Below are 26,173 nucleotides of genomic sequence, written 5' to 3'. Positions count from 1 at the left end.
CAAGGACGCCCGCCGGGCCCCGTCACGCGCGCCCGGCGAATGGACGGCTGCGCGTCACGCCTCGACGCCGGTGATCTCCAGTTCGCGCCCGCTGCGCAGTTCCCGCGAGGGACGGTCGCAGCGCGGGCACCAGAAGAACGGCGGCATGCCGACGGCGAACTCCTCGGTGCACGGCTCGCACCAGGCCCGGGCGGTCACCTGCTCGACCACCAGCCGGGCAGCGGCCAGCGCCGTGCCCTCCCGGGCCACCTCGAAGGCGAAGTCCAGCGCGTCGGGCACCACGCCCGACAGTTCGCCCACGCGTACGGTCACCGACGACACGCCGTCGGTCCCGTCCGCGCGGGCGATCTCCTCGGCCTGCTCCACGATCGCGGTCGCGATCGACAGTTCGTGCACGGCCGCGGCTCAGGGGTACCGGCGGTGGGCGCGCAGGCCTCCGGTCATCCGGTAGATGCGCAGCTCCCGCATGATGCCCGGGAGCTCCTTGACGATCAGGGCCGCGACCATGCTGCCGACCACCGCCGCCTGCGCCATCAGCAGCTGGCGCCCCGACATACCCTCGCGCGCGATCCTTCTTCTCGCGCCCATGCTCATGACGGCCACTTTTCGCTCCCTCATCCGGGTGAGATGTTCGGCATGTCCTTGATCAGGGCGTCATGCCGCTTCCAGTGGATACCGGTGGAGCGGCGCGCGTCGGAGCTGCCGTCCTTGTGGTGTCCGGTCTGGTGCTTGTACGGACCCCTGTTGCCCTGGTGCAGTCCGGGCACGTGGCTGGGCGTGTCGGGCTTCGCCTGGGGGCGGCCCACACGGATGCTGCCCATGTCGGATCTCCTTCCGGGTCTCACGACCGCTCGGTCAGCTCTCTGAAGAACTGTTCTACGGCCGGCCAGACCCGGCCGCCACCGGAGAGCCCCCGCCACTCGTGGCGGACCAGGGCGATCATCCGGTAGCAGTCGTCGACCGGCACGATCCAGTGTTCGTCGAGGCCGCGGACGGTGTTCACCAGCAGCGCCTCCACGTCCGGCGCCATGGCGGCGAGGTGCGGCACCGTGCCGGCCAGCCGCTGCCAGGCCTGCGCGTCCACCTCCCACCGCATGGCCCCCGCCGGGCTCGGCCCCTGTGCGGTGACCGTGCCGTCCGGGTGCGGAACGAAGAACACCAGCCCCACCGGGACGCCCAGCACCGCCGTGTCGACCGGCGGCAGCCGCAGCCGGCGCCGGGGCACGAGCCGGTAGCGGCCCTCGCCCGCCCCGTCGTCGGCGAACAGCACCGAGCAGGGGCCGCACACGCAGCGCACCTCGGCGGCACCGGTGTCGTACAGATGAGGATGCTCCTCGGCCACGCGCGCGGCGCACAGCTCGCAGCGCTCGGCCTCGGCCGTCGCCGCGCGGTCGGCGGTGGAGCGGATGACCCGGGCGAGCGCCCCCTGCACGCTCACCGTGTTTCCTGGGGCACGGCCCGGCGTTTGATCGTGCTCAGCGGCACGAAGGCGGGCGGGGCCTGGCGCGCGGCCGGCTCCTGCACGGTCTCCACCGAGGTCAGCTCCGGGGCGACGGCCAGCACCGCCGCCCGGACCGCCTCGGCGACGTCCGCGGAGCCGCCGCCGCACCCGGAGCCGCATCCACCGCCGCTGCTCAGCCGGACCCGCGCCACCTGCCCGTCGACCCCGGCCCACTCCAGGTCACCGCCGCGCTCGCGCACGGCGGGCCGCAGCTTCTCGACCGCGCGGGCGGCGCGGCGCTCCGGAGGCTCCGGATGGAGGTCGTGCAGGACCAGCAGGTGCCCGACCAGCTCGTCGGCGACGAGCTGCTCGCCCAGTGCCTCCTCGGCCCTGTCCAGCACCCGGGCCAGTGCCTCGCCGTAGACCTCGGTCAGCAGCCGCACCGCCTCGAGCGCCGGACCGGGCGCGGACTCCAGCCCGGCCAGCACCTCGTCCAGCCGGGCGAGCCGCGCCTCCACCGCCGCGTCCGCGAGGCGCCCGGCGTCAGCCATGGTTCGCTCCGTACGTCGGGCTGTGCACGGTGGTCAGGGTCTTGCCCTTGCCCATGTACATGTGGACGCCGCACGGCAGACAGGGGTCGAAGCTGCGCACGGTGCGCATGATGTCGACGCCCTTGAAGTCGTCCGGTCCGTTCTCCTCGAAGATCGGCTGGCCCTGGACGGCGTCCTCGTAGGGGCCCGGCGTGCCGTAGATGTCACGCGGGCTGGCGTTCCACGGGGTCGGCGGGTACGGGTGGTAGTTGGCGATCTTCTTGTCGCGGATCACCAGGTGGTGCGAGAGGACACCGCGGACCGCCTCGTGGAAGCCGCAGCCGATCGACTCGTCCGGCACCTCGAAGTTCTCGTACACCTTCGTGTCGCCGCTCTTGAGCATCCCCATGGCCTCCTCGAGGAACTGCAGGGCCATGGCGGCGGCGTACGCGATGAAGTACGGCCGGGCGCGGTCCCGTTCGAGGGTGTTGCTCCACTTGGGGATGCGCCACTCCAGGGTCTGCTCCGGCAGCTTCTCGCCCTTGGGCAGGGTGATGCGGACGGCGCCGCCGGTCGCCTTGACGTACGGCGTGTCGACGATGCCGCTGAGCGCCGTCGACCACAGCCGGGCCAGCGGCCCGCCACCGGTGTCCAGCGCGAGGTGCTCGTTGCTCTCCGGGTGGTACCAGCGCGGGCTCATCACCCAGCTGTAGTTGCCCTCGAAGTCCCGCTTCTGCGGCACCGGCACCGTGGTCTGGTTCCACGGGTGGCGCATGTCGACGGGGTTGCCGAGCGGGTCGTGGGTGACGAACGGCTCCTCGTTCACCCAGTCGTCGTAGAAGGAGCTGCCCAGCATGATGCGCAGCCCCAGGTTGATGTCGATCAGGTTGTTCGTGACCAGCTTGCCGTCCACGATGATGCCGGGGGTGACGTACATCGCCCGGCCCCACTCGTTCATCGTCGCGTAGCGGTAGTCGACCACGTCCGGGTTCTGGAAGGCGCCCCAGCAGCCCAGCATGATGCGGCGCTTGCCGACCTCCTCATAGCCCGGCAGCGCCTCGTAGAAGAAGTCGAAGACGTCGTCGTTCATCGCCACCGCCTTCTTGATGAAGTCGATGACGTGCATCAGGCGGCTGAGGTAGTCGGTGAACGTGTTCGGCTGCGGCATCGTGCCGACCCCGCCCGGGTACAGCGTGGAGGGGTGCACATGGCGCCCCTCCATCAGGCAGAACATCTCCCGGGTGATCCGGCTGACCTTCAGCGCCTCCTTGTAGACCTCGCCCTCGAAGGGGTTGAAGGCCTTCATGATCTCGGCGATGGTGCGGTAGCCGTGCACGTCGCCGCGGGGCGCGTCGGTGCGCTCGGCGCGGGCCAGGACACCGGGGTTGGTGGCCTTGACCATCGCCTCGCAGAAGTCCACGAAGACCAGGTTGTCCTGGAAGATCGTGTGGTCGAAGATGTACTCCGCCGCCTCACCGAGGTTGGTGATGTGCTCGGCCAGCTTCGGCGGCTTGACGCCGTAGGCCATCTGCTGGGCGTAGTTGGAGCAGGTGGTGTGGTTGTCGCCGCAGATCCCGCAGATGCGCGAGGTGATGAAACCCGCGTCGCGCGGGTCCTTGCCCTTCATGAAGACCGAGTAGCCGCGGAAGAGCGACGAGGTGCTGTGGCACTCGACGACCTCCCGGTTGGCGAAGTCGATCTTCGTGTAGATCCCCAGGTTGCCGATGATCCGGGTGATCGGATCCCAGGACATGTCGACGATCTGGGCGGGTTTGCGTCCTGCGGTCCGGGACTCGGTGGTGGTCATCTGCGGTACTGCCCCTCGCTGTTCGGGTCGGGCTTGTCGGTGGCGGGACGGGGGAGGGCGGCGTCAGGCACGCCAGTGCGGGTTGTAACCGCTGGTCAGCTTGCGCTTGTTGTGGCGCCACCTGGGTTCGTGGTTCACCATGTCGTTGGTCAGGCCGCGCAGCCGGCGGATGACCGCGCCGTACGGCCGGATCACCATCGTCGACAGCGTGCCGCCCGGAGGCTCGTCCATGAACGGCATGAAGGCGTCGGGGAAGCTGGGCATCGTGCAGCCGATGCAGATGCCGCCGACGTTCGGGCAGCCGCCGATGCCGGCCATCCATCCGCGCTTGGGCACGTTGCAGTTGACGACCGGGCCCCAGCAGCCCACCTTCACCTGGCACTTGGGGGAGTTGTAGTCCCTCGCGAAGTCGGCCTGCTCGTAGTACGCGGCCCGGTCGCAGCCCTCGTGCACCGTCTTCCCGAACAGCCACTGCGGGCGCAGCATGTGGTCCAGCGGCGGCGGGGGAGCGGCACCGGCCGCGTGCTGGAGCACCCAGACGAGGGTCTCCATGAAGTTCTCCGGCTGGATGGGGCAGCCGGGCACGTTGACGACCGGAAGGCCCGAGCGAGCCTTGAACTCCCAGCCCAGGTAGTCCGCGAGACCCATGCAGCCGGTCGGGTTGCCGGCCATGGCGTGGATGCCGCCGAACGTCGCACAGGTCCCGGCCGCCACCACCGCCCAGGCCTTCGGCGCGAGCTGGTCGATCCACGTGTTGAGCGTCTGCGGCTCGCCGGTGTCCGGGTCGTTGCCGAACGACGTCCAGTAGCCGTCCCCTTCGATGATGTTCTGGTTCGGGATCGAACCCTCGATCACGAGGATGAACGGCTCCAGCTCGCCGCGGGCGGCCGCCCGGTACGGCGCCAGGAAGTCCTCGCCGCCGAGGCTCGGCGAGAGCACCTTGTTGACGAGGTTCACCTTCGGCAGGCCCGGGATCAGGCCCAGCACCACGTCCTCGATGGACGGCTGGCCGGCGGCGGTCAGCGAGACGGTGTCGCCGTCGCAGCTCATGCCCTCCGAGATCCAGAGGATGGTGATCTCGTCGAAGCCCTCCCGCGCCTCGGCCCGGCTGGGCTCGCCGCGGACTTCGGTGGTACCGCTCTGCGTGGTCATCTCTGCGGCCTCCGTTACTGCCGGTCTCGGACTCGGTCGTGGGACGCGGACGGCCGGTCGGCCGGACGCTGGGGCCGCGGGGAGCGCGGCCGGGGGGAGCGCGCCGGGTCCGGATCCGGCGCGTCCACGGGGGCGAGCGGCTCGAGCTCGTCGGGCCGGAAGTAGTGGAAACGGCCGTACCAGCCGTGCAGTTCGGCGGCGGGATCGTCGTCGACGGTGACGGCCAGGTGCACGCTGCCGTCCACGTCGTGGAAGACGGCCGAGACCTGCGCGGTCCGCCCGTCCAGGAACATGTCCTGGGCGTCGGCGCCCCGGACGCGCGGACGCAGCCGCACCCGGCTGCCGCCGCCGACGGGCACCCCGTGCACGAGCACCGTGTCGGTGGCCGGGGACAGCCCGTCGTCACCGCCCTCCCGCCACCAGGCGGGCCGGTCGCCGGCCGGGGCCTTGACCGGCGTCAGCGAACGGATGGCGCCGTGCAGCCGACCGAAGACCTCCGGGGGCATGGTGTCGACCCGGTCCAGGATCCCCGCGGCCCGTGGATCGGTGGCCCGCGCCTCGGCCTTCTCCTCGTCCGTCAGCAGCATCGTGCGCAACGTGAGGATCTCGTCGATCTCCGCCGCGTCGTGCAGGTCGCCGGGGCTCTCCGGCGCCACCTGCGGACCGTCGGGAAGGATGATCGGGGCCGAGAGCAGCACCTCCCCCGTCCCGCCCTCCTGCAGCGGGCCGCCGAGCACGGGGAACGTGAACGCGTTGCGGCAGCCGCGCACCTGCTCCGCGAGGGCCTCGGGCGGATCGATCAGCGAGACGAACTCCACGCCGTCCCCGCCGACGAGGGTGTGCGTGGCGATCAGCGCCTGCCGCAGCGCCTGTTCCCGAAGGACGTGGGCGGCGGGCGCGACACCGGTGTTCTCGGTCCGCACCCGCAGCCGCAGCAGGCCGGGGGCGAGCGGCTCGGCCACCACGGTCATGGTGGCCCGCAGATCGGCGCGCAGCCGTACGATCCGGCCGGCGTCCGCGGGCAGCGACTCGTACTCCACAGCGGCGGGCGCCCCCACGTCGACGGTCCGTCCGCCGTGCAGCAGCTTCCGCACCGGCACGGTCACCTCGGCCTCGCAGGGCACGGCTTCCTCGAAGGTGAGATGGCGGACGCCGTCGTCCGTGCGCAGGGACTCGACGGGCCGGTGGTCCCCGGCCGCGTCCGCCGCCTCCACCTGCTTGTGCTGCATCTGCAGATACCGCACCCGCACCCGTACGACCGCGTCGTCGCGCCGGACGCGCAGCAGGCACTCGGTCTGCTGGTACCAGGAGTCTGCCGACCCGGCGATGCCCGGCGTGACCGGGCCGTCCCGCTCCACCCAGTCCCGGGGCAGCAGCACCCCGAACTGCCAGCGGACCCGGTTCTTCGCCGAGGAACGGCGGTAGGGGTAGAGCAGGTAGCCCTCGTAGAGCACGGCGTCCGCGACGGCACGCAGCCGCTCGAAGGCGTCGCAGGACCGGTCGTGCGGCGCACCGCCGCCGTCCCGCACGGCAGCCACCGTCCCGCTGCCCGCGCCGACTCCGTCCGCCATGCCGCCTCCTCCTGACGTCGCACCGGCGTATGCCTTCCACCACGGTCACACCCGTCACGGCGCCTCGCCCCTCCGGCGCACATTCATTGGGCCGAGCAGGGGACACGCCGGGCGGGGAGGCTGCCCCACGAGGCATGCGCCGAGGCCACGGCCGCCCGACGGACACGCGCCCGCCGGGGGGAAGGGAAGCGGCGGGAAGGGGAGGGGCGCGGGGCGGGAGGCGACGACGAGCGGTGCGGGGGAGAGAGCCGTGCGGGGGCGGGAGGCGACAAAGAGCGTTGCGGGGGCGAGGGCGAGCGGCGCGGGGGCAGGGGGCGACGGCGAGCGGCGCGGGGGCAGGGGGGCGACGGAGAGCGGCGCGGAGAAGCGAGGCGTGGGGGAGGAAGGAGCGGGGGGCCGGGCCCCGCCCGCGAGGGCCGGCCGGCGGGGTCCGCCTGTTACGGGCTCGGCTCAGTGCGGCAGCAGGTAGCGGTTGACGAGAGAGCGGGCCCGGTCCGCGTCGATGCCGAGGGCCCTGCCGAGCGCCTCCCACGGCAGGTCGTCGTCCTCCTCGATCATGCAGGCCGCCTCCCGGCCCACCCGCCGGGTCAGCCGGTCCAGCGCGGCGACCGCCCGCAGGGCGGCGGCCGGTGCGTCGTCGGCGAGGGCGGCGAGCCGGTCCTCGAGGGTGTGCAGCAGCTCGGCCAGGTCGTCCGGCAGCGGTATCGTCCGCCGCTCGACCGCGCGGATGTGCTCGGCCCAGTCCCGGTGCGGACCCGAGACGTCCAGGTCCTCCAGGCCGTCCCCGGCCGGCTCCGCCCACGAGACCGGCACGCTCGGGCCGCGCCAGCCGCAGGCGCACGAGGCCCGTACGGCGGCCGCCCGCGGCCTGCTCATCCTGCCGTCGTACGCCCACCACTCGCAGGTCTCGTACAGGTCGGCGCCGCTGCCGACGTCGAAGGACGCGGGTTTCGGTTCGCTGCCGTCGGCCAGGACGGCTCCCACGATGCCCTCGTGGGACTCGCCGAACTCCTCACTCGTCCAGCCCACGGCCGCCTCCCTCCCCTCGCCCGTCGTCCCATGGTGACAACCCGAACGGCGGCGTGTGACCCCTTCGCGCAGGACGGCTTGTTCACGATCGTCCGCCGTGGCCGCCCTGTTCACCCCTGGGGCGGACGCGCACCGGGGACCGCCGGTGCCCGCCCCGAGCCGAGGGCCGCCTCCCGCGCCCGGACGGTCAGGTCAACTCTCCCGGGACGGGCGGGTGTTCGAGGCTCTGTCGGGTCGGCGGCGCTGCCCGTAAACTGCGGGTCCGCAGCCGTGGGGGCGCTGCCGAACCGGGGGGAGCTGTCATGTCCGTAGGTCCGTACGGTCCGAACCAGGGGTACACGGGTCCGCCGCTGCCGCCCATGCCGCCCGGCCCGCCGCCCGTGCCCGCCGGCCTCCCGTCCGCGCCGCCGGACCCCTGGCGGGCCGCCGCGGTCGCCCTGCTCAACCTGAGCGGTCTCGGCCTCGGGTACGCGCTCCTGCGACGCCGGCTGCTCATGGCGGGCTGCCTGGTGGCGACCGGTGTGCTGCTGCTCGTGGCACTGCCCGCCGACGCCGACGGCGTTCCCGGCGCCGCGCTCGCCGGCTACGCCGTCCTCCTGCTGCTGGCGGCCGGCCACGGTGCCGTCGCCGGACTGCGCACCCGGCTGACCTGGCCCGGCAGACCGGCCCTCGCGCTGCTGCTGGGTGTGTTGCTGCTGGCCGTACCGGCCGGCGGCGCGCTCTGGTACCAGGACGCGCACGACGAAGCCGTGGAACAGGCGCTGCTGGACCGCCTGGACAAGGCCGACCGGCTGGTGGCCGAGAGCGGCGAGCGGCCGTTCACCGCCGCCGAGTCCGACTACCGGTCGGCCCTGGGGGTCTACCGCGACCTCACCGAGCACCACGCCGGCTCCCGCGCGGCCCGCAAGGTCCCCGACAGCCTGCGCACCTACTACACGACGGTCGGCGCCGCGTACGGCCACCAGGACTGGTGCACGGCCGTCGAGCCGCTGAAGTTCCTGCGCACGGTGCCCGACACCGTGTCGAAGGAGCGGCTCGGTTCGCTGGCCCGCTGGCCCGACGACCGGCTCGCGACCTCGCTGTACGAGTGCGGGGAGCAGGGCCTGACGGCCGGTGCGGCGGACTGGGTCACCCGCTTCGGCGACCTGCTGGACACCTTCCCCGGGTCCGGCCCCGCGGCCAAGGTCGCCCCCGCCGTCGACTCGGCCGTGCAGAAGGCGGAGAAGGCCGTGCGCGGCGACGAACCGTGCGCCGCCGTCGCGCAGTTGCGCAGCCTGGACACGCGGATCGGCGACCTGTCGAAGTCGTCGGGCGACCAGGGTGGCAGCCTCGCCAAGGCGGCCGGCCGCGCCGGCCGGAGCGGAGACGCGGGCGAGTACGCGTGCGGTGTGTCCCAGTACAAGGACGGCGACTTCGACGCGGCCCGGAAGACGATGGAGCAGTTCGTCTCCGACAACAAGAACGACAAGAACCAGGGCCGCGCCAAGAAGATCGCCATAGCCGCCGAGGTCGCCCAGACGCTCCCGGCCGCCGGCAAGAAACTGCCCACCACCGCGTCCGGCGGCAGCATCTCCGTCACGGTGAAGAACGACAGTCCGGACGACATCACCGTCATGTACACCGGCCCGGTCACCGGCAGCTTCACCCTCAAGGGCTGCGGCGGCTGCAAGGCGTACTCGCTCGCCGACACGCTGCTGACCGGCTTCAAGCCGTGCCACGGCGGCAAGGACTACCCGCAGCGCACCATCAGCCTGCCCGTCGGCACCACCTACTTCGTGCACAAGCCGAACGGCAACAGCACCGCGACCCCGGCCTCGGACACCGCCAAGCTCAGGACCGGGTACATCTACACCGAGTGCGCCTACACGACCCGGACGCTGGGGTCCGGCTACTGACCGGCGGCGGGGGCGCGCCGGCCGGTGCCGCGTCGCACGGGCGGGGTCAGCGCCGCCGGCCGGCCCGGCGCCGGACGGCCACGAGCGCGCCCGCGCCGACGAGGACGGCCCCGGCCGCGGTGGCCGCCATCGGCACCACCGGGCCGGAGCCGGTGTGCGCCAGGCCGCCGCCCGTGGACGAGGACGCGTCACCGGCCGAGCTGCCCGCTGTCGGCGAGCCGGACGTGCCGCCACCCGTCGACGTGCCGCCCGAGCCGGAGCCGGCCGTCGTGGAGCCGCTCGTCGTGGAGCCGTCGGTGGTGGCGCCGGAACCGCCGGTGCCGCCCGTGCCGGAGCCGCTGGTGGACGACGTCGAGCCGCTGCCGCCCGTCGTGCCGCCGCCGGTCACGGCGAGCGTGAGGGCGGCGGTGTCGTTCGCCCTGTCGTGGTCGAACGGCCGGGAGTCACCGCCGACCGCCCCGCCAGGGTCTTTGTCCTGGCAGTGGAAAAAGTCTGCGGGAATCCGTGCACAGCTTCTTCCCAGGCTCGTCGGCCACTGCTACGTTCCCTACGAAAGCACGCCACTGGTGGCCGAAACTGGCGGGGAGGGGCACGTGAGACGCATGACGGCTCGACCGGCGAACGCGCACCAGGCCCGCCTGCTGAAGCTGCTGCGTGACGGCGGCCCCAACTCCCGTGCCCAGCTGGGCGACCAGGTCGACCTGTCCCGGTCCAAGCTGGCCGTGGAGGTGGACCGGCTGCTGGAGACCGGACTGGTGGTGGCCGACGGACTCGCCGCCTCGCGCGGCGGACGGCGCTCCCACAACGTCCGGCTCAACCCCGAACTGCGCTTCCTGGGCGTCGACATCGGAGCGACCTCGGTCGATGTCGCCGTCACCAACGCCGAACTGGAGGTCCTCGGTCATCTCCACCAGCCGATGGACGTCCGTGAGGGCCCGGTCGCGGTGTTCGAGCAAGTCCTCGACCTCGCGGGCAAGCTGAGGGTCGCCGGGCTCGCCGAAGGCTTCGACGGCGCCGGCATCGGCGTCCCCGGACCGGTCCGCTTCCCCGAAGGCGTACCGGTCGCCCCGCCGATCATGCCCGGCTGGGACGGATTCCCCGTGCGGGAGGCGCTCAGCCAGGAACTCGGCTGCCCGGTCATGGTCGACAACGACGTGAACCTCATGGCGATGGGGGAGCAGCACGCGGGAGTCGCCCGTACCACGGCCGACTTCCTCTGCGTCAAGATCGGCACCGGCATCGGCTGCGGGATCGTCGCCGGCGGGCGTGTCCACCGGGGCACGACCGGCAGCGCCGGCGACATCGGCCACATCCAGGCCGTACCCGACGGCCGTCCCTGCGCCTGCGGCAACCGGGGCTGTCTGGAAGCCCACTTCAGCGGTGCCGCACTGGCCCGCGACGCGGTGCAGGCGGCCCAACAGGGACTGTCCGCCGACCTCGCGGCACGGCTGGAGGCGAACGGCACCCTCACCGCCGTCGACGTCGCCGCCGCCGCCGCCGCGGGCGACGCCACCGCGCTCGACCTGATCCGCGAGGGCGGCACCCGTGTCGGGCAGGTCATCGCCGGACTCGTCTCCTTCTTCAACCCCGGCCTGGTGGTGATCGGCGGCGGGGTGACCGGCCTCGGCCACACCCTGCTCGCCGCGATCCGCACCCAGGTCTACCGCCAGTCGCTGCCGCTCGCGACCGGCAACCTGCCCATCGTCCTGGGGGAGTTGGGCGCCGCCGCCGGCGTGATCGGCGCGGCCCGGCTGATCAGCGACCACCTCTTCTCACCCGCGTAGCCCACGAGCCGGCCCCAGCGGCCGCCCCGACCCGCATCCGACCCCGTCAGCGCACGCCACTTCGGTCCGACACGCCCACTGACTCGTGTAACACCGCTGCCCGCCCGCACGCCGCTCAGCCCTGCCCTGCCCTTTCTTCCGAGCCGACGAACGCCTGCCGGCCCGCAGGCGCGGCACGCCCTGAAACCGGCCCGCACGCCCGCCGAGGGGAACCACATGGCACCAGAACCACCCCTGCTCAGCATGTCCGGGATCACCAAGTCGTTCCCCGGTGTCCGCGCCCTGGACGGCGTCGACCTCGACGTCCAGGCCGGCGAAGTGCACTGTCTGCTCGGCCAGAACGGCGCCGGGAAGTCCACCCTCATCAAGGTGCTGGCCGGCGCCCACCAGCCCGACGGCGGCACCATCCGCTGGCGCGGTGAGCCGGTCACCCTGCGCTCGCCCATCGCCGCCATGCGCCTCGGCATCGCCACCATCTACCAGGAACTCGACCTGGTGGAACACCTGTCGGTGGCGGAGAACGTCCACCTCGGCCACGAGCCGACGACCGCCGGATTCGTCGTACGCGGAAAGGCTGCGCGGACGTCGACAGCGGCCCTGCTCGAACGGCTCGGCCATCCGGAGGTCGACCCGGCCCGGCTCGTGGGGGAGTTGTCGGCCGCCCAGCAGCAGATCGTGTCGATGGCCCGGGCGCTCTCGCACGACGTACGTCTCATCGTCATGGACGAGCCGTCCGCCGCGCTCGACCCCGACGAGGTCGACAACCTCTTCCGGATCGTCGGGGACCTCACCGCCGACGGTGTCGCCGTCGTCTACATCTCGCACCGCCTGGAGGAGATCCGGCGCATCGGGGACCGGGTGACCGTGCTCAAGGACGGGCGGGCGGTCGCGGGGGGACTGCCCGCCAAGAACACCCCGACGCGGGACGTCGTCGCCCTGATGACCGGCCGCAACGTCGAGTACGTCTTTCCCGGGCGGCCCGCGCGGGCACCCGACGCCCCACCGCTCCTCCAGGTCCGGGGCCTGGCCCGCGACGGCGAGTTCGCGCCGCTCGACCTCGACCTGCGGCCGGGGGAGATCGTCGGGCTCGCCGGACTGGTCGGCTCCGGACGCTCCGAGATCCTGGAGACGATCTACGGCGCGCGCAAACCGACGGCCGGCCAAGTGGCCGTCGAGGGGCGGACGTTGCGTCCCGGCAGTGTCCGCTCGGCCGTAGGCGCCGGGCTCGGGCTCGCGCCCGAGGAGCGCAAGGCCCAGGCCCTGCTGATGCTGGAGTCCGTCACCCGGAACGTCTCGGTGTCCTCCCTGTCCCGGTTCTCGCGGGCCGGCTGGGTCGACCGGCGTGCCGAGCGGGGCGCCGCCCGGGCCGCGACCCGGGAGCTGTCGCTGCGGCCCGACAACCCGGAGGTGCCCGTACGCACCCTGTCCGGCGGCAACCAGCAGAAGGCCGTCCTCGCCCGCTGGCTGCTGCGCGGCTGCCGGGTGCTGCTGCTGGACGAACCGACCCGCGGCGTCGACGTCGGCGCCCGCGCCGAACTGTACGCGGTGGTCCGCCGCCTCGCGGACCAGGGCCTGGCCGTGCTCCTCGTCTCCAGCGAGGTGCCCGAGGTGCTCGGCCTCGCCGACCGCGTGCTGGTGCTCCGAGAGGGCCGGGTCGTGCACACGGCACCCGCCCGCGAGCTGGATGAACACCGTGTCCTCGACCTCGTCATGGAAGGAACCCCGGCGTCATGACGCAGCCCGTCTCCCCGCCCCGGGACACCGCAGGCAAGCCGGCGCCGGCCGGCCGGCCCCTCGCCTGGCGCGGCCTGGCGGCCCACGCCGACGTCCGCACCCTGTCCCTGCTCGGCGTCCTCGCCGCGCTCGTCGTCATCGGCGGTGTCACCAAACCCGACGAGTTCCTCGACACCCGCAATCTGCAACTCGTCCTCACCCAGGCGTCCGTGATCGGTGTCGTCACCGTCGGCATGACCTTCGTCATCACCTCCGGGGGCATCGACCTCTCGGTGGGCGCCATCGTCGCCCTCGCCTCCGTGTGGGCGACGACCGTCGCCACCCAGGAGTTCGGCTTCGCCGGGATCCTGTTCACCGCGGTGGTGGTCGGACTCGGCTGCGGCCTGGTCAACGGCCTGCTCATCGCCTACGGCAGGATGGTCCCCTTCATCGCCACCCTCGCCATGCTCGCCTCCGCGCGCGGACTCGCCCTGCAGATCACGGACGGCAAGACGCAGATCGTCACCATCGACGGCGTCCTCAGGCTCGGCGAGCGCGACTCCTACGTGCTGGGCATCCCGCCGCTGGTCCTGGTCTTCGCGCTCGTGACCGTCCTCGGCTGGCTGCTGCTCAACCGCACCACCTTCGGCCGGCGCACCGTCGCCGTCGGCGGCAACGCCGAGGCCGCCCGGCTCGCCGGCATCGACGTCCGACGCCAGCGGCTCTACCTCTACCTGTTGTCCGGGCTGTGCTGCGGCATCGCCGCCTTCCTGCTGATCGTGCTCTCCGGCTCCGGCCAGAACACCAACGGCAACCTGTACGAACTCGACGCCATCGCCGCCGCGATCATCGGCGGCACCCTGCTCAGCGGGGGCCGCGGCACCATCACCGGCTCCGTGCTCGGCGTGCTGATCTTCACGACGATCACCAACATCTTCGCCCTGAACAACCTCCAGAGCGACGTCCAGCAGATCGCCAAGGGCGCGATCATCGTCGCCGCCGTCCTGGTCCAGCGCCGCACCGCGAGCACGACCTGAGGAAAGGGTTCACCGCCATGTCGCACACCACCAGTCGCAGAGGACTGCTCTTCGGGACCGCGGCGGTCTCCGCCGGAGCCCTGCTCACGGCTTGCACCAGCAACGACACCAAGGACGAGAAGGCCGCCGCGAACGAGCAGTCGGCCGCCGACGGCAAGCCCGGCAAGCACGTCACCATCGGCTTCGCCGGACCCCAGGCCGACCACGGCTGGCTCAACGCCATCAACGACAACGCCAAGAGCCGGGCCGAGAAGTACTCGGACGTCACCCTGGAGATCACCGAGGGCTCCAACGACACCGCCCAGCAGATCGGCCAGATCGAGACCCTCATCAACAAGAAGGTCGACGTCCTGGTCGTCCTGCCCGCCGACGGCAAGGCGCTCACCCAGGTCGGCCTCAAGGCGATGCGCGCCGGCATCCCGGTCGTCAACCTCGACCGCATCTTCAACTCCGCGCAGGCCTACCGCTGCTGGATCGGCGGCGACAACTACGGCATGGGCCTGAACGCCGGGCGCTACCTCGGCGAGAAGCTCAAGGGCAAGCCGAACGCCCGGGTCGTCGAACTCGCCGGACTGGACAACCTGGAACTGACCAAACAGCGCACCCAGGGCTTCGACGACGCCCTGAAGAACTACCCCAACATCAAGAAGGTCGCCCGCCAGGCCGCCGAGTTCACCGTCGAGTCCGGGCAGGCCAAGATGGCACAACTCCTGCAGGCCCAGTCAAAGTTCGACGCGCTGTGGAACCACGACGATGACCAGGGCGTGGGCGCGCTGCGGGCCATCCGGCAGGCCGGGCGGGACGACTTCCTGATGGTCGGAGGGGCCGGCGCGCTCTCCGCCTTCCAGGCGATCAAGCAGGACGACGGCGTACTGAAGGCGACCGTCCTCTACCCGCCCACCATGGCGGCCTCCGCCGTGGACCTGGCCCGCGCCCTCGGCCAGGGCAAGGGCGTCGGCGGCCTCGCCGAGTTCGAGATCCCGGCGTCGATCACGCTCTACTCGGCCGTCGTCGACAAGACCAACGTCGACCGGTACATGCCCACCGGCTTCCGGTGAGCCGTCCCGCCCGCACCCCCCACCGCGCGAGGACGAAAGCCCCCCACCGCGCCATGACCAAGAGGAGGACGAGCGCATGGAACAGCCGCAGCCGCAGCCGCATCCGCATCCGCCGGAGACGGAACCGAGTGCCGGGAAACCCCCGCTGCGCGTCGGCATGGTCGGATACGCCTTCATGGGCGCCGCCCACTCCCAGGGCTGGCGCACCGCGGGCCGCGTCTTCGACCTGCCACGGCAGCCGGTCCTGGCCGTGCTGTGCGGACGCGACGGCGCGGCGGCACGGGCGGCGGCCGACCGGCACGGCTGGGCGGCCGTGGAGACCGACTGGCGTGCGCTGATCGCCCGGGACGACATCGACCTCGTGGACATCTGCACCCCCGGCGACAGCCACGCCGAGATCGCGGTCGCCGCGCTGGCGGCCGGGAAGCACGTCCTGTGCGAGAAGCCCCTCGCGAACACCGTCGCCGAGGCCGAGACCATGACACGGGCCGCCGAGGAGGCGTACGGTCGTGGCCTGCTGGCCATGGTCGGCTTCAACTACCGCCGGGTGCCGGCCACCGCGCTGGCCCGCCGGATGGTCGCCGACGGCAGGCTCGGCACCCTGCGCCACGTGCGGGTGACGTACCTCCAGGACTGGCTGGTCGACCCCGGCTTCCCGCTGACCTGGCGGCTGCGCAGGGAACTCGCGGGCTCCGGCTCGCTGGGCGACCTCGGCGCCCACATCGTCGACCTCGCCCAGTACCTGGCGGGGGAGCGGCTGGCCGGGGTGTCGGCCCTGACGGAGACCTTCGTACGGGAACGCCCGCTGCCCGGCGGCGCGGGCAGCGGGCTGACGGCGATGCCGGCGGCCGGCACCGGCACGGTCACCGTCGACGACGCCGCCCTGTTCACCGGCCGGTTCGCCTCCGGCGCCCTCGCCTCCTTCGAGGCCACCCGGTACGCCACCGGCCGTAAGAACGCCCTGCGCATCGAGCTCAACGGGGAACGCGGCTCGCTCGCCTTCGACCTGGAGCGGCTGAACGAGCTGTGGTTCCACGACGCCACCGGGCCCGGCACCGAGGCCGGCTTCCGCCGCATCCTCGTCACCGAACCCGACCACCCCTACATCGACGCCTGGTGGCCGCCCGGCCACGGACTCGGCTACGAGCACACCTTCGTCCACCAGGCCCGCGACCTCGTCCACGCCGTCGCCGAGGGCCGCCGCCCCGAACCCTCCTTCACCGACGGACTCCAGGTCCAGCGCGTCCTCGCGGCGGTGGAGGAGAGCGCAGAGAAGAACTCCGTCTACACGCCCGTCACGGACTGAAGGAGGCCCGTCACATGCCGCGCCCGTTCACCCTGTTCACCGGTCAGTGGGCCGACCTGCCCCTGGAGGAGGTGTGCCGCCTCGCCCGCGACTTCGGCTACGACGGACTCGAACTCGCCTGCTGGGGCGACCACTTCGAGGTCGACAAGGCGCTCACCGACCCCGGCTACGTGAAGTCGCGCCACCAGCTCCTCGACCGGTACGGCCTGAAGTGCTGGGCGATCTCCAACCATCTCGTCGGCCAGGCCGTCTGCGACGCCCTCATCGACGAACGCCACCAGGCCATCCTCCCGGGTGACCTCTGGGCCGACGGCGACCCCGAGGGCGTACGGCGACGCGCCGCCGGGCGGATCGAGGACACCGCCCGCGCGGCCGCCGCCTTCGGCGTCGACACCGTCATCGGCTTCACCGGCTCCTCGATCTGGCACCTGGTCGCCATGTTCCCGCCGGCCCCCGAATCGATGATCGAGCGCGGCTACGAGGACTTCGCCGCACGCTGGAACCCGATCCTCGACGTCTTCGACACCGAGGGCGTACGGTTCGCCCACGAGGTCCACCCCGGTGAGATCGCCTACGACTACTGGACCACCCACCGTGCCCTCGACGCCGTGGACCACCGCCCGGCCTTCGGCCTGAACTTCGACCCCTCCCACTTCGTGTGGCAGGACCTCGACCCGGTCGGCTTCCTGTGGGACTTCCGCGACCGGATCTACCACGTGGACTGCAAGGAAGCCCGCAAGCGCCTCGACGGCCGCAACGGCCGCCTCGGCTCCCACCTGCCCTGGGGCGACCCCCGCCGCGGCTGGGACTTCGTCTCCGCCGGACACGGCGACGTGCCCTGGGAGGACGTCTTCCGCATGCTGCGCTCCATCGACTACCGCGGACCCGTCTCCGTGGAGTGGGAGGACGCCGGCATGGACCGGCTGCAGGGAGCGCCCGAGGCCCTCGCCCACCTGCGGACCTACGACTTCGAGCCACCGTCGGCATCGTTCGACGCGGCCTTCTCCAGCTGACGGCACCCGTCGGCTCGGCACGGCTCCGGGATGACGGCGCATCCCGGCGTACGCACCACGCCCCGTACAACCAGCCCCACTCTGGAGGCCTTTCGTGCACGGGAACGACCGCACCACCCGCACCCGAACCCGTAGAACACGCCTGCGCGGGTCGCTCGCCCTGCTCAGCGGCGCCCTGCTCGCGGGCGCCACCCTCACCCTGACCAGCCCCCAGGCCGGCGCAGCCGTCACCGACCAGGACACCACCGCGGCGACGCAGGACTTCCAGCAGGTCACCCTCGCCAAGGGCGCGGCGGAGGTCGGCGAGCCCATGTCGCTCGCCGTCCTCCCCGACCGCTCGGTGCTGCACACCTCCCGCGACGGCGTACTGCGCCTGACGGACGCCGCCGGCAACACCCGGGTGGCCGGCAAGCTCGACGTCTACTCCCACGACGAGGAAGGCCTGCAAGGCGTTGGCGTCGACCCGGACTTCACCCACAACCGCTTCGTCTACCTCTACTACGCCCCGCCGCTGAACACCCCCGCGGGCGACGCCCCGGAGACCGGCACCGCCGCCGACTTCGCTCCCTTCGACGGCGTCAACCGGCTCTCCCGCTTCGTGCTGAACACCGACGGCACCCTCGACAAGGCCAGCGAGAAGAAGATCCTCGACGTGTCCACCACGCGTGGCCTGTGCTGCCACGTCGGCGGTGACATCGACTTCGACGCCGACGGCAATCTGTACCTGTCGACCGGCGACGACTCCAACCCCTTCCAGTCCGACGGCTACAGCCCCCTCGACGAGCGCGCCGACCGCAACCCCGGCTTCGACGCCCAGCGCACCGCGGGCAACACCAACGACCTGCGCGGCAAGATCCTGCGCATCAAGGTCAACGCCGACGGCTCCTACTCCATCCCGGACGGCAACCTCTTCCCGCCCGGCACCGCGAAGACGCGGCCCGAGATCTACGCCATGGGCTTCCGCAACCCGTTCCGGTTCAGCGTCGACAAGAAGACCGGCATCCTCTACGTCGGCGACTACGGCCCCGACGCCGGCGCCGCCGACCCCGGCCGCGGTCCGGCCGGCCAGGTGGAGTTCGCCCGCGTGACCAAGCCCGGCAACTTCGGCTGGCCGTACTGCACCGGCGCCAACGACCCTTACGTCGACTACGACTTCGCGACGAAGACCTCCGGTGCCACGTTCGACTGCTCCGCGCCGAAGAACGACTCGCCGCACAACACCGGTCTGACGGACCTGCCCCCGGCCCAGCCGGCCTGGATCCCGTACGACGGCCCGTCCGTGCCCGAGTTCGGCGACGGCTCCGAGTCCCCGATGGGCGGCCCGGTCTACCACTACGACGCCACGCTCGACTCGCCCGTGAAGTTCCCCGAGGCCTACGACGGCGACTTCTTCGCCGGTGAGTTCGGCCGCCGCTGGATCAAGCGCATCACCAGCGACGCCGACGGCAAGGTCCAGTCGATCAACGACATCCCCTGGACCGGCACCCAGGTGATGGACATGGCCTTCGGCCCCGACGGCGCCCTCTACGTGCTGGACTACGGCACCTCCTGGTTCGGCGGCGACGACAACTCGGGCCTGTACCGCATCGAGAACGCCACCGACGGCCACTCCCCGGTGGCCCGGGCCGTGGCGGACCGCACCTCGGGACAGGCCCCGCTGAAGGTGGCCTTCTCCTCGGCCGGCAGCAGCGACCAGGACGGCGACGCGCTCACCTACAGCTGGGACTTCGGCGACGGAGCGACCTCGACCGCGGCCGACCCCACGCACAAGTACAAGAAGAACGGCACCTACACGGCCACGGTGACCGCCAAGGACTCGACCGGCCGCACCGGCAGCGCGAGCGTCCAGGTCGTCGTCGGCAACACCGCGCCCAAGGTCACGCTGGAACTCCCCCAGGACGGACAGCTGTTCGGCTTCGGTGACGCCGTCCCGTTCAAGGTGAAGGTCACCGACCCCGAGGACGGCAGGGCGATCGACTGCTCCAAGGTCACCGTCACCTTCATCCTCGGCCACGACACCCACGGCCACCCGCTGACCTCCGCCCAGGGCTGCTCCGGCACCATCCAGACCAGCGCCGACGGCGGGCACGACGAGGACGCCAACATTTTCGGTGTCCTCGATGCCCAGTACACCGACGGCGGAGGCGGCGGCCAGGACCCGCTCACCACGCACGCCCGCAGTGTCCTGCAGCCCCGCCACCGTCAGGCCGAGCACTTCGGCACCTCCTCCGGGGTCACGGTGACCGCACGGGACACCGCGCACGGCGGCAAGGTCGTCGGTGACGTCCACGACGGCGACTGGATCGCGTTCACCCCGTACGTCCTGTCCGACGCCAAGAAGATCACCGCGCGCATCGCCTCCGGCGGCGCCGGCGGCACCCTCGAGGTACGCGCCGGATCCGCGACCGGCACCCTCCTGGGCAAGGCCACCGTCCCGGTGACCGGCGGCTGGGACAGCTACCAGGACGTCTCCGCCGACCTGTCCCGCGCACCGCGCGGCACCACCGCCCTCTACCTGGTCTTCAAGGGCGGCAGCGGAGCCCTGTTCGACGTGGACGACTTCACCTTCACCACCGGCTGAGAGGAGGGCACCCCCATGCGACCCACGGGCAGAATCACCACCGCGGCGCTCGGCGCCGCCCTGCTCCTCGGCTGCGTGAGCGCACCCGCCGTGTCGGACCCGGCCCACGGCAAGCGCGTCCTGGTCTTCTCCAAGACCGCGGGCTTCCGGCACGACTCCATCCCCGAGGGCATCGCGGCCGTCGAACAGCTCGGCGAGGTCCACGGCTTCACGGTCGACGCCACCGAGGACGCCGGCGCCTTCACCGGCGCGAACCTGCGCCGCTACGACGCCGTGGTGTTCCTGTCGACCACCGGTGACGTCCTCGACGCCGCCCAGCAGGAGGCGTTCGAGGGGTACGTCCGGCACGGCGGAGGCTATGTCGGCGTCCACTCGGCCGCCGACACCGAGTACGACTGGGCGTTCTACGGCGGTCTCGCGGGCGCGTACTTCCAGAACCACCCGGCGATCCAGCCGGCCACGGTGAACGTGGAGGACCGCGCCCACCCGGCCACCTCGCACCTGGGACGGACCTGGGAGCGCACGGACGAGTGGTACAACTACCGCTCGAACCCGCGCGAGCACGCCCACGTCCTCGCCTCCCTGGACGAGGCGTCGTACACCGGCGGCACCATGAACGGCGACCATCCGATCGCCTGGTGCCAGGACTACCAGGGCGGCCGCGCCTTCTACACCGGCGGCGGCCACACCAAGGAGTCCTACGCCGACCCCGCCTTCCGGCAGCACCTGCTGGGCGGCATCCGCTGGGCCATCGGCGACACCCGGGCCGACTGCCGGCCCGAGAACGGCTACCGGCCGCTCTTCGACGGCACCTCCCTGGACGGCTGGCGGCAGGCGGGCCCGGGCGGCTTCACCCTCTCCGACGACGGCACCCTCACGTCGACGGGCGGCCTGGGGCTGCTCTGGTACACACCGTCGGGCTTCGGCTCGTACTCGCTGAAGCTCGACTGGAAGGCGGCCGGCGACGACAACTCGGGCGTGTTCGTGGGCTTCCCGCCCTCGGACGACCCCTGGTCGGCGGTCGACCACGGCTACGAGATCCAGATCGACGCCACCGACGTGCCCGAGAAGACCACCGGGTCCGTCTACGGCGTTCAGTCCGCCGACCTGAAGAAGCGCGACCGTGCGCTGAACCCGCCGGGGGAGTGGAACACGTACGAGATCCGCGTGGAGGGCGAACGCCTCCGCGTCTGGCTCAACGGCGTGAAGATCAACGATTTCACCAACACCGATCCGGCCCGGAGCCTGCGCGACGGACACATCGGCATCCAGAACCACGGAACCGGTGACGAGGTGTCCTTCCGCGACGTCCGGATCAAGGAACTGCCCGTCAAGGGCAGGTGAGCGGCGGCGGGCGGGGGACGCCGGACCCCCGCCCGCCGTCTTCGTCCCGACTCACCCGGGGCTCGTGCACGCCACTTCGCCAAGGAGGCTGCCCATGTCCGCGTCCCTTCCCCGAGCCCGTGTGGGCGTGTGGCTGATCGGTGCCCGCGGCTCCGTCGCCACCACCGCGGTGGCCGGCTGCGCCGCCGTGGCGGCGGGCCTGCACCCGCCCACCGGCACTCTCACCGAGACGCCCCCGTTCGCCGACAGCGGCCTGCCCGCCCTCGGGTCACTGGTCTTCGGCGGCCACGACACGGTCGACTGCCCGCTGCCCAAACGGGCGGAGCAACTCGCCGCGGGCGGTGTGCTGCCGCACGGCCTGCCGACGGCCGTGGCGGCCGAACTCGGCGCGGCGGACGCGGAGATACGGCCGGGCGGCCCGGCCCCGGGCGACACCCGGAGCACCGAGGAGCTGATCACCGCCTTCACCGCCGACATCCAGGACTTCGTACGGCGTGGCGGACTGGAGCGCGCCGTCGTGGTGAACCTGGCCTCCACCGAACCGGCCGCCGACGGCACGGCGCTGCCGCCGAGTTCGCTGTACGCGGCGGCGGCCCTGCGCGCGGGCTGCGGTTACGTCAACTTCACCCCGTCGACGGGACTGCACCACCCGGCGCTGGCCGCGCCGGCCGCGGCGAGCGGGGTGCCGTACGCCGGACGGGACGGCAAGACCGGTCAGACGCTGCTGCGTTCGGTCCTCGGACCGATGTTCGCGCAGCGGGCGCTGGACGTGCGCGCCTGGTCCGGCACCAATCTGCTGGGCGGCGGCGACGGTGCGGCGCTGGCCGATCCGGCGGCGGCCGCCGCGAAGAACGCCGGCAAGGAACGTGTCCTCGCCGACACCCTCGGCAGGAGCCCCGAGGGCGAGGTCCACATCGACGACGTACCGGCGCTCGGCGACTGGAAGACCGCATGGGACCACGTCGCCTTCGACGGCTTCCTCGGCACCCGCATGGTCCTGCAGACCATCTGGCAGGGCTGCGACTCGGCCCTGGCGGCGCCCCTGGTCCTGGACCTGGCCCGCCTGACCCTGCGCGCCCAGGAGGCGGGCATCGGCGGACCGCTGACCGAGCTGGGCTTCTACTTCAAGGACCCGGTGGGCGTGGGGCCCTCCGCGCTCGGGGAGCAGTACGCGGCGCTCCTGCGGTTCGGCCAGCGACTGCGGGAGGCGGCGTGAACGGGCGCGCCTGGGCCGAACTGCTGCGCCTGCCCGCCCTGTTCACCGTGCCCGGCGACGTGCTGGCCGGGGCGGCGGCGGTGCCGGGCGGCCCGGGACCTCGCACCCTGCTGGCGGCCGGCTCCTCCCTCTGCCTCTACGAGGCGGGCATGGCCCTCAACGACTGGGCCGACCGGGAGGAGGACGCCGTCGAGCGCCCGCACCGGCCCCTGCCCTCAGGACGCGTCCGCCCCACGGCGGCGCTCGCCGCGGCCGGTGCGCTCACCGCGGCCGGTCTGGTCCTCGCCGCCCGGGCCGGCCGCCCCGCGCTCGCCGTCGCGACCCCGCTCGCGGCGACCGTGTGGGCGTACGACCTGGCCCTCAAGCACACCCCCGCGGGCCCCGCCGCGATGGCGGCGGCCCGCGGCCTGGACCTCCTGCTCGGTGCCGCGGCCACCCGGCGGGCGCCGGGCACGGTCCGCCGGGCCCTGCCCTCCGCGGCGCTGCTGAGCACGCACACCCTGGCGCTCACGGCGGTCTCCCGGCACGAGACGACCGGCGGAGCCGCACTGCCACCGCTCGCCGCACTGGCGACGACGGGCGCGCTCGGCCTCCTGCTGTCCCACGGACTCCCGGCGGGCCGGGGTGCCGTACCCACCCCCGGCCCGCCGGGCTGCACCGCCGCCCGGTCACGCGCGAGCCGTACCCCCCGCCGCCACCTGACCGGCACCGTGCTCACCGCCGCCTACACGGCCCTGGCCGCCCGTCCCTACCTGCATGCCGCGCTCAACCCGTCACCCCCGCTCACCCAGCGAGCCGTCGGCGGCGGCATCCGCGCGACCATCCCCCTCCAGGCCGCCCTCTGCGCAAGGGCCGGGGCCCCCGTCGCCGCGCTGTGCACCGCCGCGCTCGCCCCGCTCGCGGCGCGCTTCTCGAAGAAGGTGAGCGTCACATGACCGCCCTCCGCTTCGGCTACGGCACCAACGGCCTCACCGATCTCCGGCTGGGCGACGCCCTCGCCCTGCTCGCCGACCTCGGCTACGACGGCGTCGGCCTGACCCTCGACCACATGCACCTCGACCCGTTCGCCCCCGGCCTCGCCGAGCGCACCCGCCGGGTCTCCCAGCGGCTGGCCGAGCTGGGCCTCGGCGTGACGGTGGAGACCGGGGCCCGCTACGTCCTGGACCCGCGCCGCAAGCACGGGCCGTCCCTGCTCGACCCGGATCCGGAGGCCCGGGCCCGCCGGGTGGACCTGCTGCTGCGGGCGGTGCGGGTGGCGGCGGACCTCGGGGCGCAGGCCGTGCACTGCTTCAGCGGAATCGTTCCGCCGACGGTGCGCGAGCCGGGCACGGCATGGCAGCGGCTCGCCGCGTCGCTCGATGTCGTGCTCAAGGCCGCGGGCAGCGCCGGTGTCCCCCTCGCCATCGAACCCGAGCCCGGCCACCTGGTGGAGTCGCTCGCCGGCTTCCACCACCTGCGCCGCCTGCTCGACGACCCGCCCGCCCTCGGCCTCACCCTCGACATCGGCCACTGCCAGTGCCTGGAGCCGCTGCCGCCCGAGGACTGCGTACGCGAGGCCGCACCCTGGCTGCGGCACGTCCAGATCGAGGACATGCGGCGCGGGGTCCACGAGCACCTCCCGTTCGGCGAGGGCGAGATCGACTTCCCGCCCGTCCTCGCGGCCCTCGCCGCCACCGGCTACCAGGGCCTGACGGTCGTGGAACTGCCCCGCCACTCCCACGCCGGTCCCCACCACGCGGCGACCTCCCTGCCGTTCCTGCGTCGCGCCACCGCCGCCCGCCCCTCGGCCGTACCGGAGGGGAGCGCGTCGTGAGGTCACTCCACCGGGGCCGCGCCGCCGGCCCGCTCGGCCCGTTCGGAGGGGAGCGCGCCGTGACTCCCCGTCCCGCCGGGGCCACAGCGGCGTTCGTGCGTCGCGCCGCCGCCGCCCGCCCCCTCGGCCGTACCGGAGGGGAGTGCGTCGTGAGGTCACTTCACCGGGGCCGAGCCGCCGGCCCGCTCGGCCCGTTCGGAGGGGAGCGCGCCGTGACTCCCCGTCCCGCCGGGGCCCCGCCGCCGTTCCTCGGCCGTGCCGCCCAGGCCCGCTCCCGTGGCCGTACCGGAGGGGAGCGCGCCGTGACTCCCCGTCCCGCCGGGGCCCCGCCGCCGTTCCTCCGCCGTGCCGCCCACGCCGTCCCCGTCGCCGTGACCGAAGGGAGCACCCCGTGACCGACTCGACCGCCGCAGCGGCGCCGTCCCTCGGCGCACTGCGTGACCACCTCGACGCGCACCCCGATCCGGCCGCCCGGGAGTGGTGCCGCAAGGCCCTGGCCGAGGCCGCCGACCACCCCGGCGGGCACGGGCCGATCTCCGCCTGGGAGCTGCGGCTGGCGGAGGCCGGGCGCCGCTGCGGCAGCCGGCACGCCGACGCCGCCCGCGTGCTGATCCTGCACGCGGCCCGCGCCGACACCGCCGCCCTCACCCGCGTCTACCGGCAGGGCACCGCCGCCGAACGCCGGGCCGTGCTGCTGGCCCTGCCCCACCTCGTGCCCGGCCCGGACGCGCTCCCCCTGGTGGAGGACGCCCTGCGCACCAACGACACCCGGCTGATCGCCGCCGCCGTGGGGCCCTACGCGGGCCGCCACCTGGACGCCCACGCCTGGCGGCACGCCGTCCTCAAATGCCTGTTCACCGGCGTCCCCGTGGACGCGGTGGCCGCCCTCACCGAGCGCGCCCCCGCGGACGCCGAACTCGCCCGGATGCTCGCCGACTTCGCGGCCGAGCGCACCGCGGCCGACCGCCCCGTCCCCAGCGGCCTGTACCGCGTGCTGGCCCTGGCCGGCGCGGAGACCAGCGAGGAGTCCTGATGCGCCTGTTCGACCCCCACATCCACATGACGTCCCGGACCACCGACGACTACCGGGCCATGCGCGCGGCCGGCATCCGCGCCCTGGTGGAACCGTCCTTCTGGCTCGGCCAGCCCCGCACCTCGCCCGCCTCCTTCCTCGACTACTTCGACTCCCTGCTCGGTTGGGAGCCGTTCCGCGCCGCCCAGCACGGCATCGCCCACCACTGCACGCTCGCGCTCAACCCCAAGGAGGCCAACGACCCGCGCTGTGCGCCCGTCCTGGACGAACTGCCCCGCTACCTCGTCAAGGACCAGGTCGTGGCGGTCGGCGAGATCGGCTACGACTCGATGACGCCCGCCGAGGACAAGGCCCTCGCGGTCCAGCTCGAACTGGCGGCCGAGCACGGTCTGCCCGCCCTCGTGCACACCCCGCACCGCGACAAGCTCGCGGGCCTGCGCCGCACCCTCGACGTCGTCCGCGAGTCGGCCCTGCCCATGGACCGGGTCCTCGTCGACCACCTCAACGAGACGACCGCCGAGGAGGCCAAGGACAGCGGCTGCTGGCTGGGCTTCTCCGTCTACCCCGACACCAAGATGGACGAGCGGCGGATGGTGGGCATCCTGCGCACGTACGGACCCGAGAAGGTGCTCGTCAACTCCGCCGCCGACTGGGGCCACAGCGACCCGCTCAAGACCCGCCGCGTGGCCGACCTGATGCTGGCGGAGGGCTTCGGCGAGGACGACGTGGACCGGGTCCTGTGGCGCAACCCGGTCGCCTTCTACGGACTCAGCGGACGTCTGGACCTGGAGGTCGCGCCGCCCGAGGCCACCCACGAGGGCAACTCCCTCGCCCGCGGCGGGGAGTGAGC

The 26,173-nt window shown here is 73.0% G+C and carries 24 protein-coding genes; 14 read left to right on the top strand and 10 right to left on the bottom strand.

The window, feature by feature from the left end; translation table 11 throughout:
- Window positions 1-54 precede the first annotated feature (54 nt).
- The 9 genes from hypA to AB0N17_RS05945 all read right to left on the bottom strand — a co-directional run bounded on the left by hypA (window position 55) and on the right by AB0N17_RS05945 (window position 7,530).
- Window positions 55-396, bottom strand: a complete 342-nt coding sequence (gene hypA / locus AB0N17_RS05985; protein WP_366009901.1) for a hydrogenase maturation nickel metallochaperone HypA — start codon at window positions 394-396, stop codon at window positions 55-57.
- 9 nt (window positions 397-405) lie between these two features.
- Window positions 406-594: a hypothetical protein gene (locus AB0N17_RS05980; RefSeq protein WP_366009935.1), complete on the bottom strand. Its 189-nt coding sequence runs from the start codon at window positions 592-594 to the stop codon at window positions 406-408.
- Between the two features lie 20 nt (window positions 595-614).
- The gene (locus tag AB0N17_RS05975; RefSeq protein WP_366009900.1) at window positions 615-821 is read right to left on the bottom strand and encodes a hypothetical protein; all 207 of its coding nucleotides are present in this window, start codon (window positions 819-821) and stop codon (window positions 615-617) included.
- 20 nt (window positions 822-841) lie between these two features.
- Window positions 842-1,438, bottom strand: a complete 597-nt coding sequence (locus tag AB0N17_RS05970) for a DUF5947 family protein (protein WP_366009899.1) — start codon at window positions 1,436-1,438, stop codon at window positions 842-844.
- Window positions 1,435-1,992 carry a NifU family protein gene (locus AB0N17_RS05965; protein WP_366009898.1) on the bottom strand — a complete coding sequence of 186 codons (558 nt, stop codon included), beginning with the start codon at window positions 1,990-1,992 and terminating at the stop codon, window positions 1,435-1,437. The genes AB0N17_RS05970 and AB0N17_RS05965 overlap by 4 nt, the downstream gene beginning before the upstream one ends.
- A complete protein-coding gene (locus tag AB0N17_RS05960) occupies window positions 1,985-3,778 on the bottom strand; it encodes a nickel-dependent hydrogenase large subunit (protein ID WP_366009897.1) in 1,794 nt (597 codons plus the stop codon). Before AB0N17_RS05960 ends, AB0N17_RS05965 begins: the two co-directional genes overlap by 8 nt.
- Before the next feature lie 63 nt (window positions 3,779-3,841).
- Window positions 3,842-4,930, bottom strand: coding sequence for a hydrogenase expression protein HypE (locus tag AB0N17_RS05955; RefSeq protein ID WP_366009896.1), 1,089 nt, complete (start codon window positions 4,928-4,930; stop codon window positions 3,842-3,844).
- A 14-nt stretch (window positions 4,931-4,944) separates the two neighbouring features.
- A complete protein-coding gene (locus AB0N17_RS05950) occupies window positions 4,945-6,501 on the bottom strand; it encodes a hypothetical protein (protein ID WP_366009895.1) in 1,557 nt (518 codons plus the stop codon).
- A gap of 450 nt (window positions 6,502-6,951) precedes the next feature.
- The gene (locus AB0N17_RS05945) at window positions 6,952-7,530 is read right to left on the bottom strand and encodes a hypothetical protein (protein WP_366009894.1); all 579 of its coding nucleotides are present in this window, start codon (window positions 7,528-7,530) and stop codon (window positions 6,952-6,954) included.
- A 359-nt stretch (window positions 7,531-7,889) separates the two neighbouring features.
- Here AB0N17_RS05945 and AB0N17_RS05940 point away from each other — a divergent pair, with 359 nt between their 5' ends.
- Window positions 7,890-9,425, top strand: a complete 1,536-nt coding sequence (locus AB0N17_RS05940; RefSeq protein WP_366009934.1) for a hypothetical protein — start codon at window positions 7,890-7,892, stop codon at window positions 9,423-9,425.
- A 46-nt stretch (window positions 9,426-9,471) separates the two neighbouring features.
- On the opposite strand, the gene AB0N17_RS05935 is transcribed toward AB0N17_RS05940, so the two are convergent.
- Entirely contained in the window at window positions 9,472-9,813 is a 342-nt protein-coding gene (locus AB0N17_RS05935; protein ID WP_366009893.1) for a hypothetical protein, read from the bottom strand.
- Between the two features lie 214 nt (window positions 9,814-10,027).
- On the opposite strand from AB0N17_RS05935, the gene AB0N17_RS05930 reads away from it, so the two are divergent.
- The 13 genes from AB0N17_RS05930 (at window position 10,028) to AB0N17_RS05870 (ending at window position 26,171) form a co-directional block, all read left to right on the top strand.
- Window positions 10,028-11,209, top strand: coding sequence for an ROK family transcriptional regulator (locus AB0N17_RS05930; protein WP_366009892.1), 1,182 nt, complete (start codon window positions 10,028-10,030; stop codon window positions 11,207-11,209).
- Window positions 11,210-11,425: 216 nt separating this feature from the next.
- On the top strand, window positions 11,426-12,943 hold the full coding sequence (locus AB0N17_RS05925; protein ID WP_366009891.1) for a sugar ABC transporter ATP-binding protein: 1,518 nt from the start codon (window positions 11,426-11,428) through the stop codon (window positions 12,941-12,943).
- Window positions 12,940-13,959 (top strand): ABC transporter permease, encoded by a 1,020-nt coding sequence (locus tag AB0N17_RS05920; protein WP_366009889.1) that lies wholly within the window; start codon window positions 12,940-12,942, stop codon window positions 13,957-13,959. Before AB0N17_RS05925 ends, AB0N17_RS05920 begins: the two co-directional genes overlap by 4 nt.
- Window positions 13,960-13,976: 17 nt before the next feature.
- Window positions 13,977-15,017, top strand: a complete 1,041-nt coding sequence (locus tag AB0N17_RS05915) for a substrate-binding domain-containing protein (protein WP_366009888.1) — start codon at window positions 13,977-13,979, stop codon at window positions 15,015-15,017.
- Window positions 15,018-15,093: 76 nt separating this feature from the next.
- Window positions 15,094-16,323, top strand: coding sequence for a Gfo/Idh/MocA family oxidoreductase (locus AB0N17_RS05910; protein ID WP_366009887.1), 1,230 nt, complete (start codon window positions 15,094-15,096; stop codon window positions 16,321-16,323).
- Window positions 16,324-16,337: 14 nt separating this feature from the next.
- Window positions 16,338-17,336, top strand: a complete 999-nt coding sequence (locus AB0N17_RS05905) for a sugar phosphate isomerase/epimerase family protein (RefSeq protein ID WP_366009886.1) — start codon at window positions 16,338-16,340, stop codon at window positions 17,334-17,336.
- A gap of 94 nt (window positions 17,337-17,430) precedes the next feature.
- Window positions 17,431-19,917 (top strand): PQQ-dependent sugar dehydrogenase, encoded by a 2,487-nt coding sequence (locus tag AB0N17_RS05900; RefSeq protein ID WP_366009885.1) that lies wholly within the window; start codon window positions 17,431-17,433, stop codon window positions 19,915-19,917.
- A gap of 15 nt (window positions 19,918-19,932) precedes the next feature.
- Entirely contained in the window at window positions 19,933-21,261 is a 1,329-nt protein-coding gene (locus AB0N17_RS05895) for a ThuA domain-containing protein (protein ID WP_366009884.1), read from the top strand.
- 94 nt (window positions 21,262-21,355) lie between these two features.
- Window positions 21,356-22,477 carry an inositol-3-phosphate synthase gene (locus AB0N17_RS05890; RefSeq protein WP_366009883.1) on the top strand — a complete coding sequence of 374 codons (1,122 nt, stop codon included), beginning with the start codon at window positions 21,356-21,358 and terminating at the stop codon, window positions 22,475-22,477.
- Window positions 22,474-23,412, top strand: coding sequence for an SCO3242 family prenyltransferase (locus AB0N17_RS05885; protein ID WP_366009882.1), 939 nt, complete (start codon window positions 22,474-22,476; stop codon window positions 23,410-23,412). The genes AB0N17_RS05890 and AB0N17_RS05885 overlap by 4 nt, the downstream gene beginning before the upstream one ends.
- Window positions 23,409-24,290 carry a sugar phosphate isomerase/epimerase family protein gene (locus tag AB0N17_RS05880; RefSeq protein ID WP_366009881.1) on the top strand — a complete coding sequence of 294 codons (882 nt, stop codon included), beginning with the start codon at window positions 23,409-23,411 and terminating at the stop codon, window positions 24,288-24,290. Before AB0N17_RS05885 ends, AB0N17_RS05880 begins: the two co-directional genes overlap by 4 nt.
- Window positions 24,291-24,723: 433 nt before the next feature.
- On the top strand, window positions 24,724-25,323 hold the full coding sequence (locus AB0N17_RS05875; protein WP_366009933.1) for an EboA domain-containing protein: 600 nt from the start codon (window positions 24,724-24,726) through the stop codon (window positions 25,321-25,323).
- Entirely contained in the window at window positions 25,323-26,171 is an 849-nt protein-coding gene (locus tag AB0N17_RS05870; RefSeq protein ID WP_366009880.1) for a TatD family hydrolase, read from the top strand. Before AB0N17_RS05875 ends, AB0N17_RS05870 begins: the two co-directional genes overlap by 1 nt.
- Window positions 26,172-26,173: the final 2 nt, after the last annotated feature.

This window comes from Streptomyces sp. NPDC051133, assembly GCF_040682635.1.
Lineage (GTDB): Bacteria > Actinomycetota > Actinomycetes > Streptomycetales > Streptomycetaceae > Streptomyces.
This window is presented reverse-complemented; position numbering and strand designations above follow the sequence as displayed.

Coding starts and splice junctions, on each gene's coding strand:
- AB0N17_RS05980 (WP_366009935.1), bottom strand. CDS start 594: ATGAGCATGGGCGCGAGAAGAAGGATCGCGCGCGAGGGTATGTCGGGG.
- AB0N17_RS05975 (WP_366009900.1), bottom strand. CDS start 821: ATGGGCAGCATCCGTGTGGGCCGCCCCCAGGCGAAGCCCGACACGCCC.
- AB0N17_RS05965 (WP_366009898.1), bottom strand. CDS start 1,992: ATGGCTGACGCCGGGCGCCTCGCGGACGCGGCGGTGGAGGCGCGGCTC.
- AB0N17_RS05960 (WP_366009897.1), bottom strand. CDS start 3,778: ATGACCACCACCGAGTCCCGGACCGCAGGACGCAAACCCGCCCAGATC.
- AB0N17_RS05955 (WP_366009896.1), bottom strand. CDS start 4,930: ATGACCACGCAGAGCGGTACCACCGAAGTCCGCGGCGAGCCCAGCCGG.
- AB0N17_RS05950 (WP_366009895.1), bottom strand. CDS start 6,501: ATGGCGGACGGAGTCGGCGCGGGCAGCGGGACGGTGGCTGCCGTGCGG.
- AB0N17_RS05940 (WP_366009934.1), top strand. CDS start 7,890: ATGCCGCCCGGCCCGCCGCCCGTGCCCGCCGGCCTCCCGTCCGCGCCG.
- AB0N17_RS05930 (WP_366009892.1), top strand. CDS start 10,028: ATGACGGCTCGACCGGCGAACGCGCACCAGGCCCGCCTGCTGAAGCTG.
- AB0N17_RS05925 (WP_366009891.1), top strand. CDS start 11,426: ATGGCACCAGAACCACCCCTGCTCAGCATGTCCGGGATCACCAAGTCG.
- AB0N17_RS05920 (WP_366009889.1), top strand. CDS start 12,940: ATGACGCAGCCCGTCTCCCCGCCCCGGGACACCGCAGGCAAGCCGGCG.
- AB0N17_RS05915 (WP_366009888.1), top strand. CDS start 13,977: ATGTCGCACACCACCAGTCGCAGAGGACTGCTCTTCGGGACCGCGGCG.
- AB0N17_RS05910 (WP_366009887.1), top strand. CDS start 15,094: ATGGAACAGCCGCAGCCGCAGCCGCATCCGCATCCGCCGGAGACGGAA.
- AB0N17_RS05905 (WP_366009886.1), top strand. CDS start 16,338: ATGCCGCGCCCGTTCACCCTGTTCACCGGTCAGTGGGCCGACCTGCCC.
- AB0N17_RS05895 (WP_366009884.1), top strand. CDS start 19,933: ATGCGACCCACGGGCAGAATCACCACCGCGGCGCTCGGCGCCGCCCTG.
- AB0N17_RS05890 (WP_366009883.1), top strand. CDS start 21,356: ATGTCCGCGTCCCTTCCCCGAGCCCGTGTGGGCGTGTGGCTGATCGGT.
- AB0N17_RS05880 (WP_366009881.1), top strand. CDS start 23,409: ATGACCGCCCTCCGCTTCGGCTACGGCACCAACGGCCTCACCGATCTC.
- AB0N17_RS05870 (WP_366009880.1), top strand. CDS start 25,323: ATGCGCCTGTTCGACCCCCACATCCACATGACGTCCCGGACCACCGAC.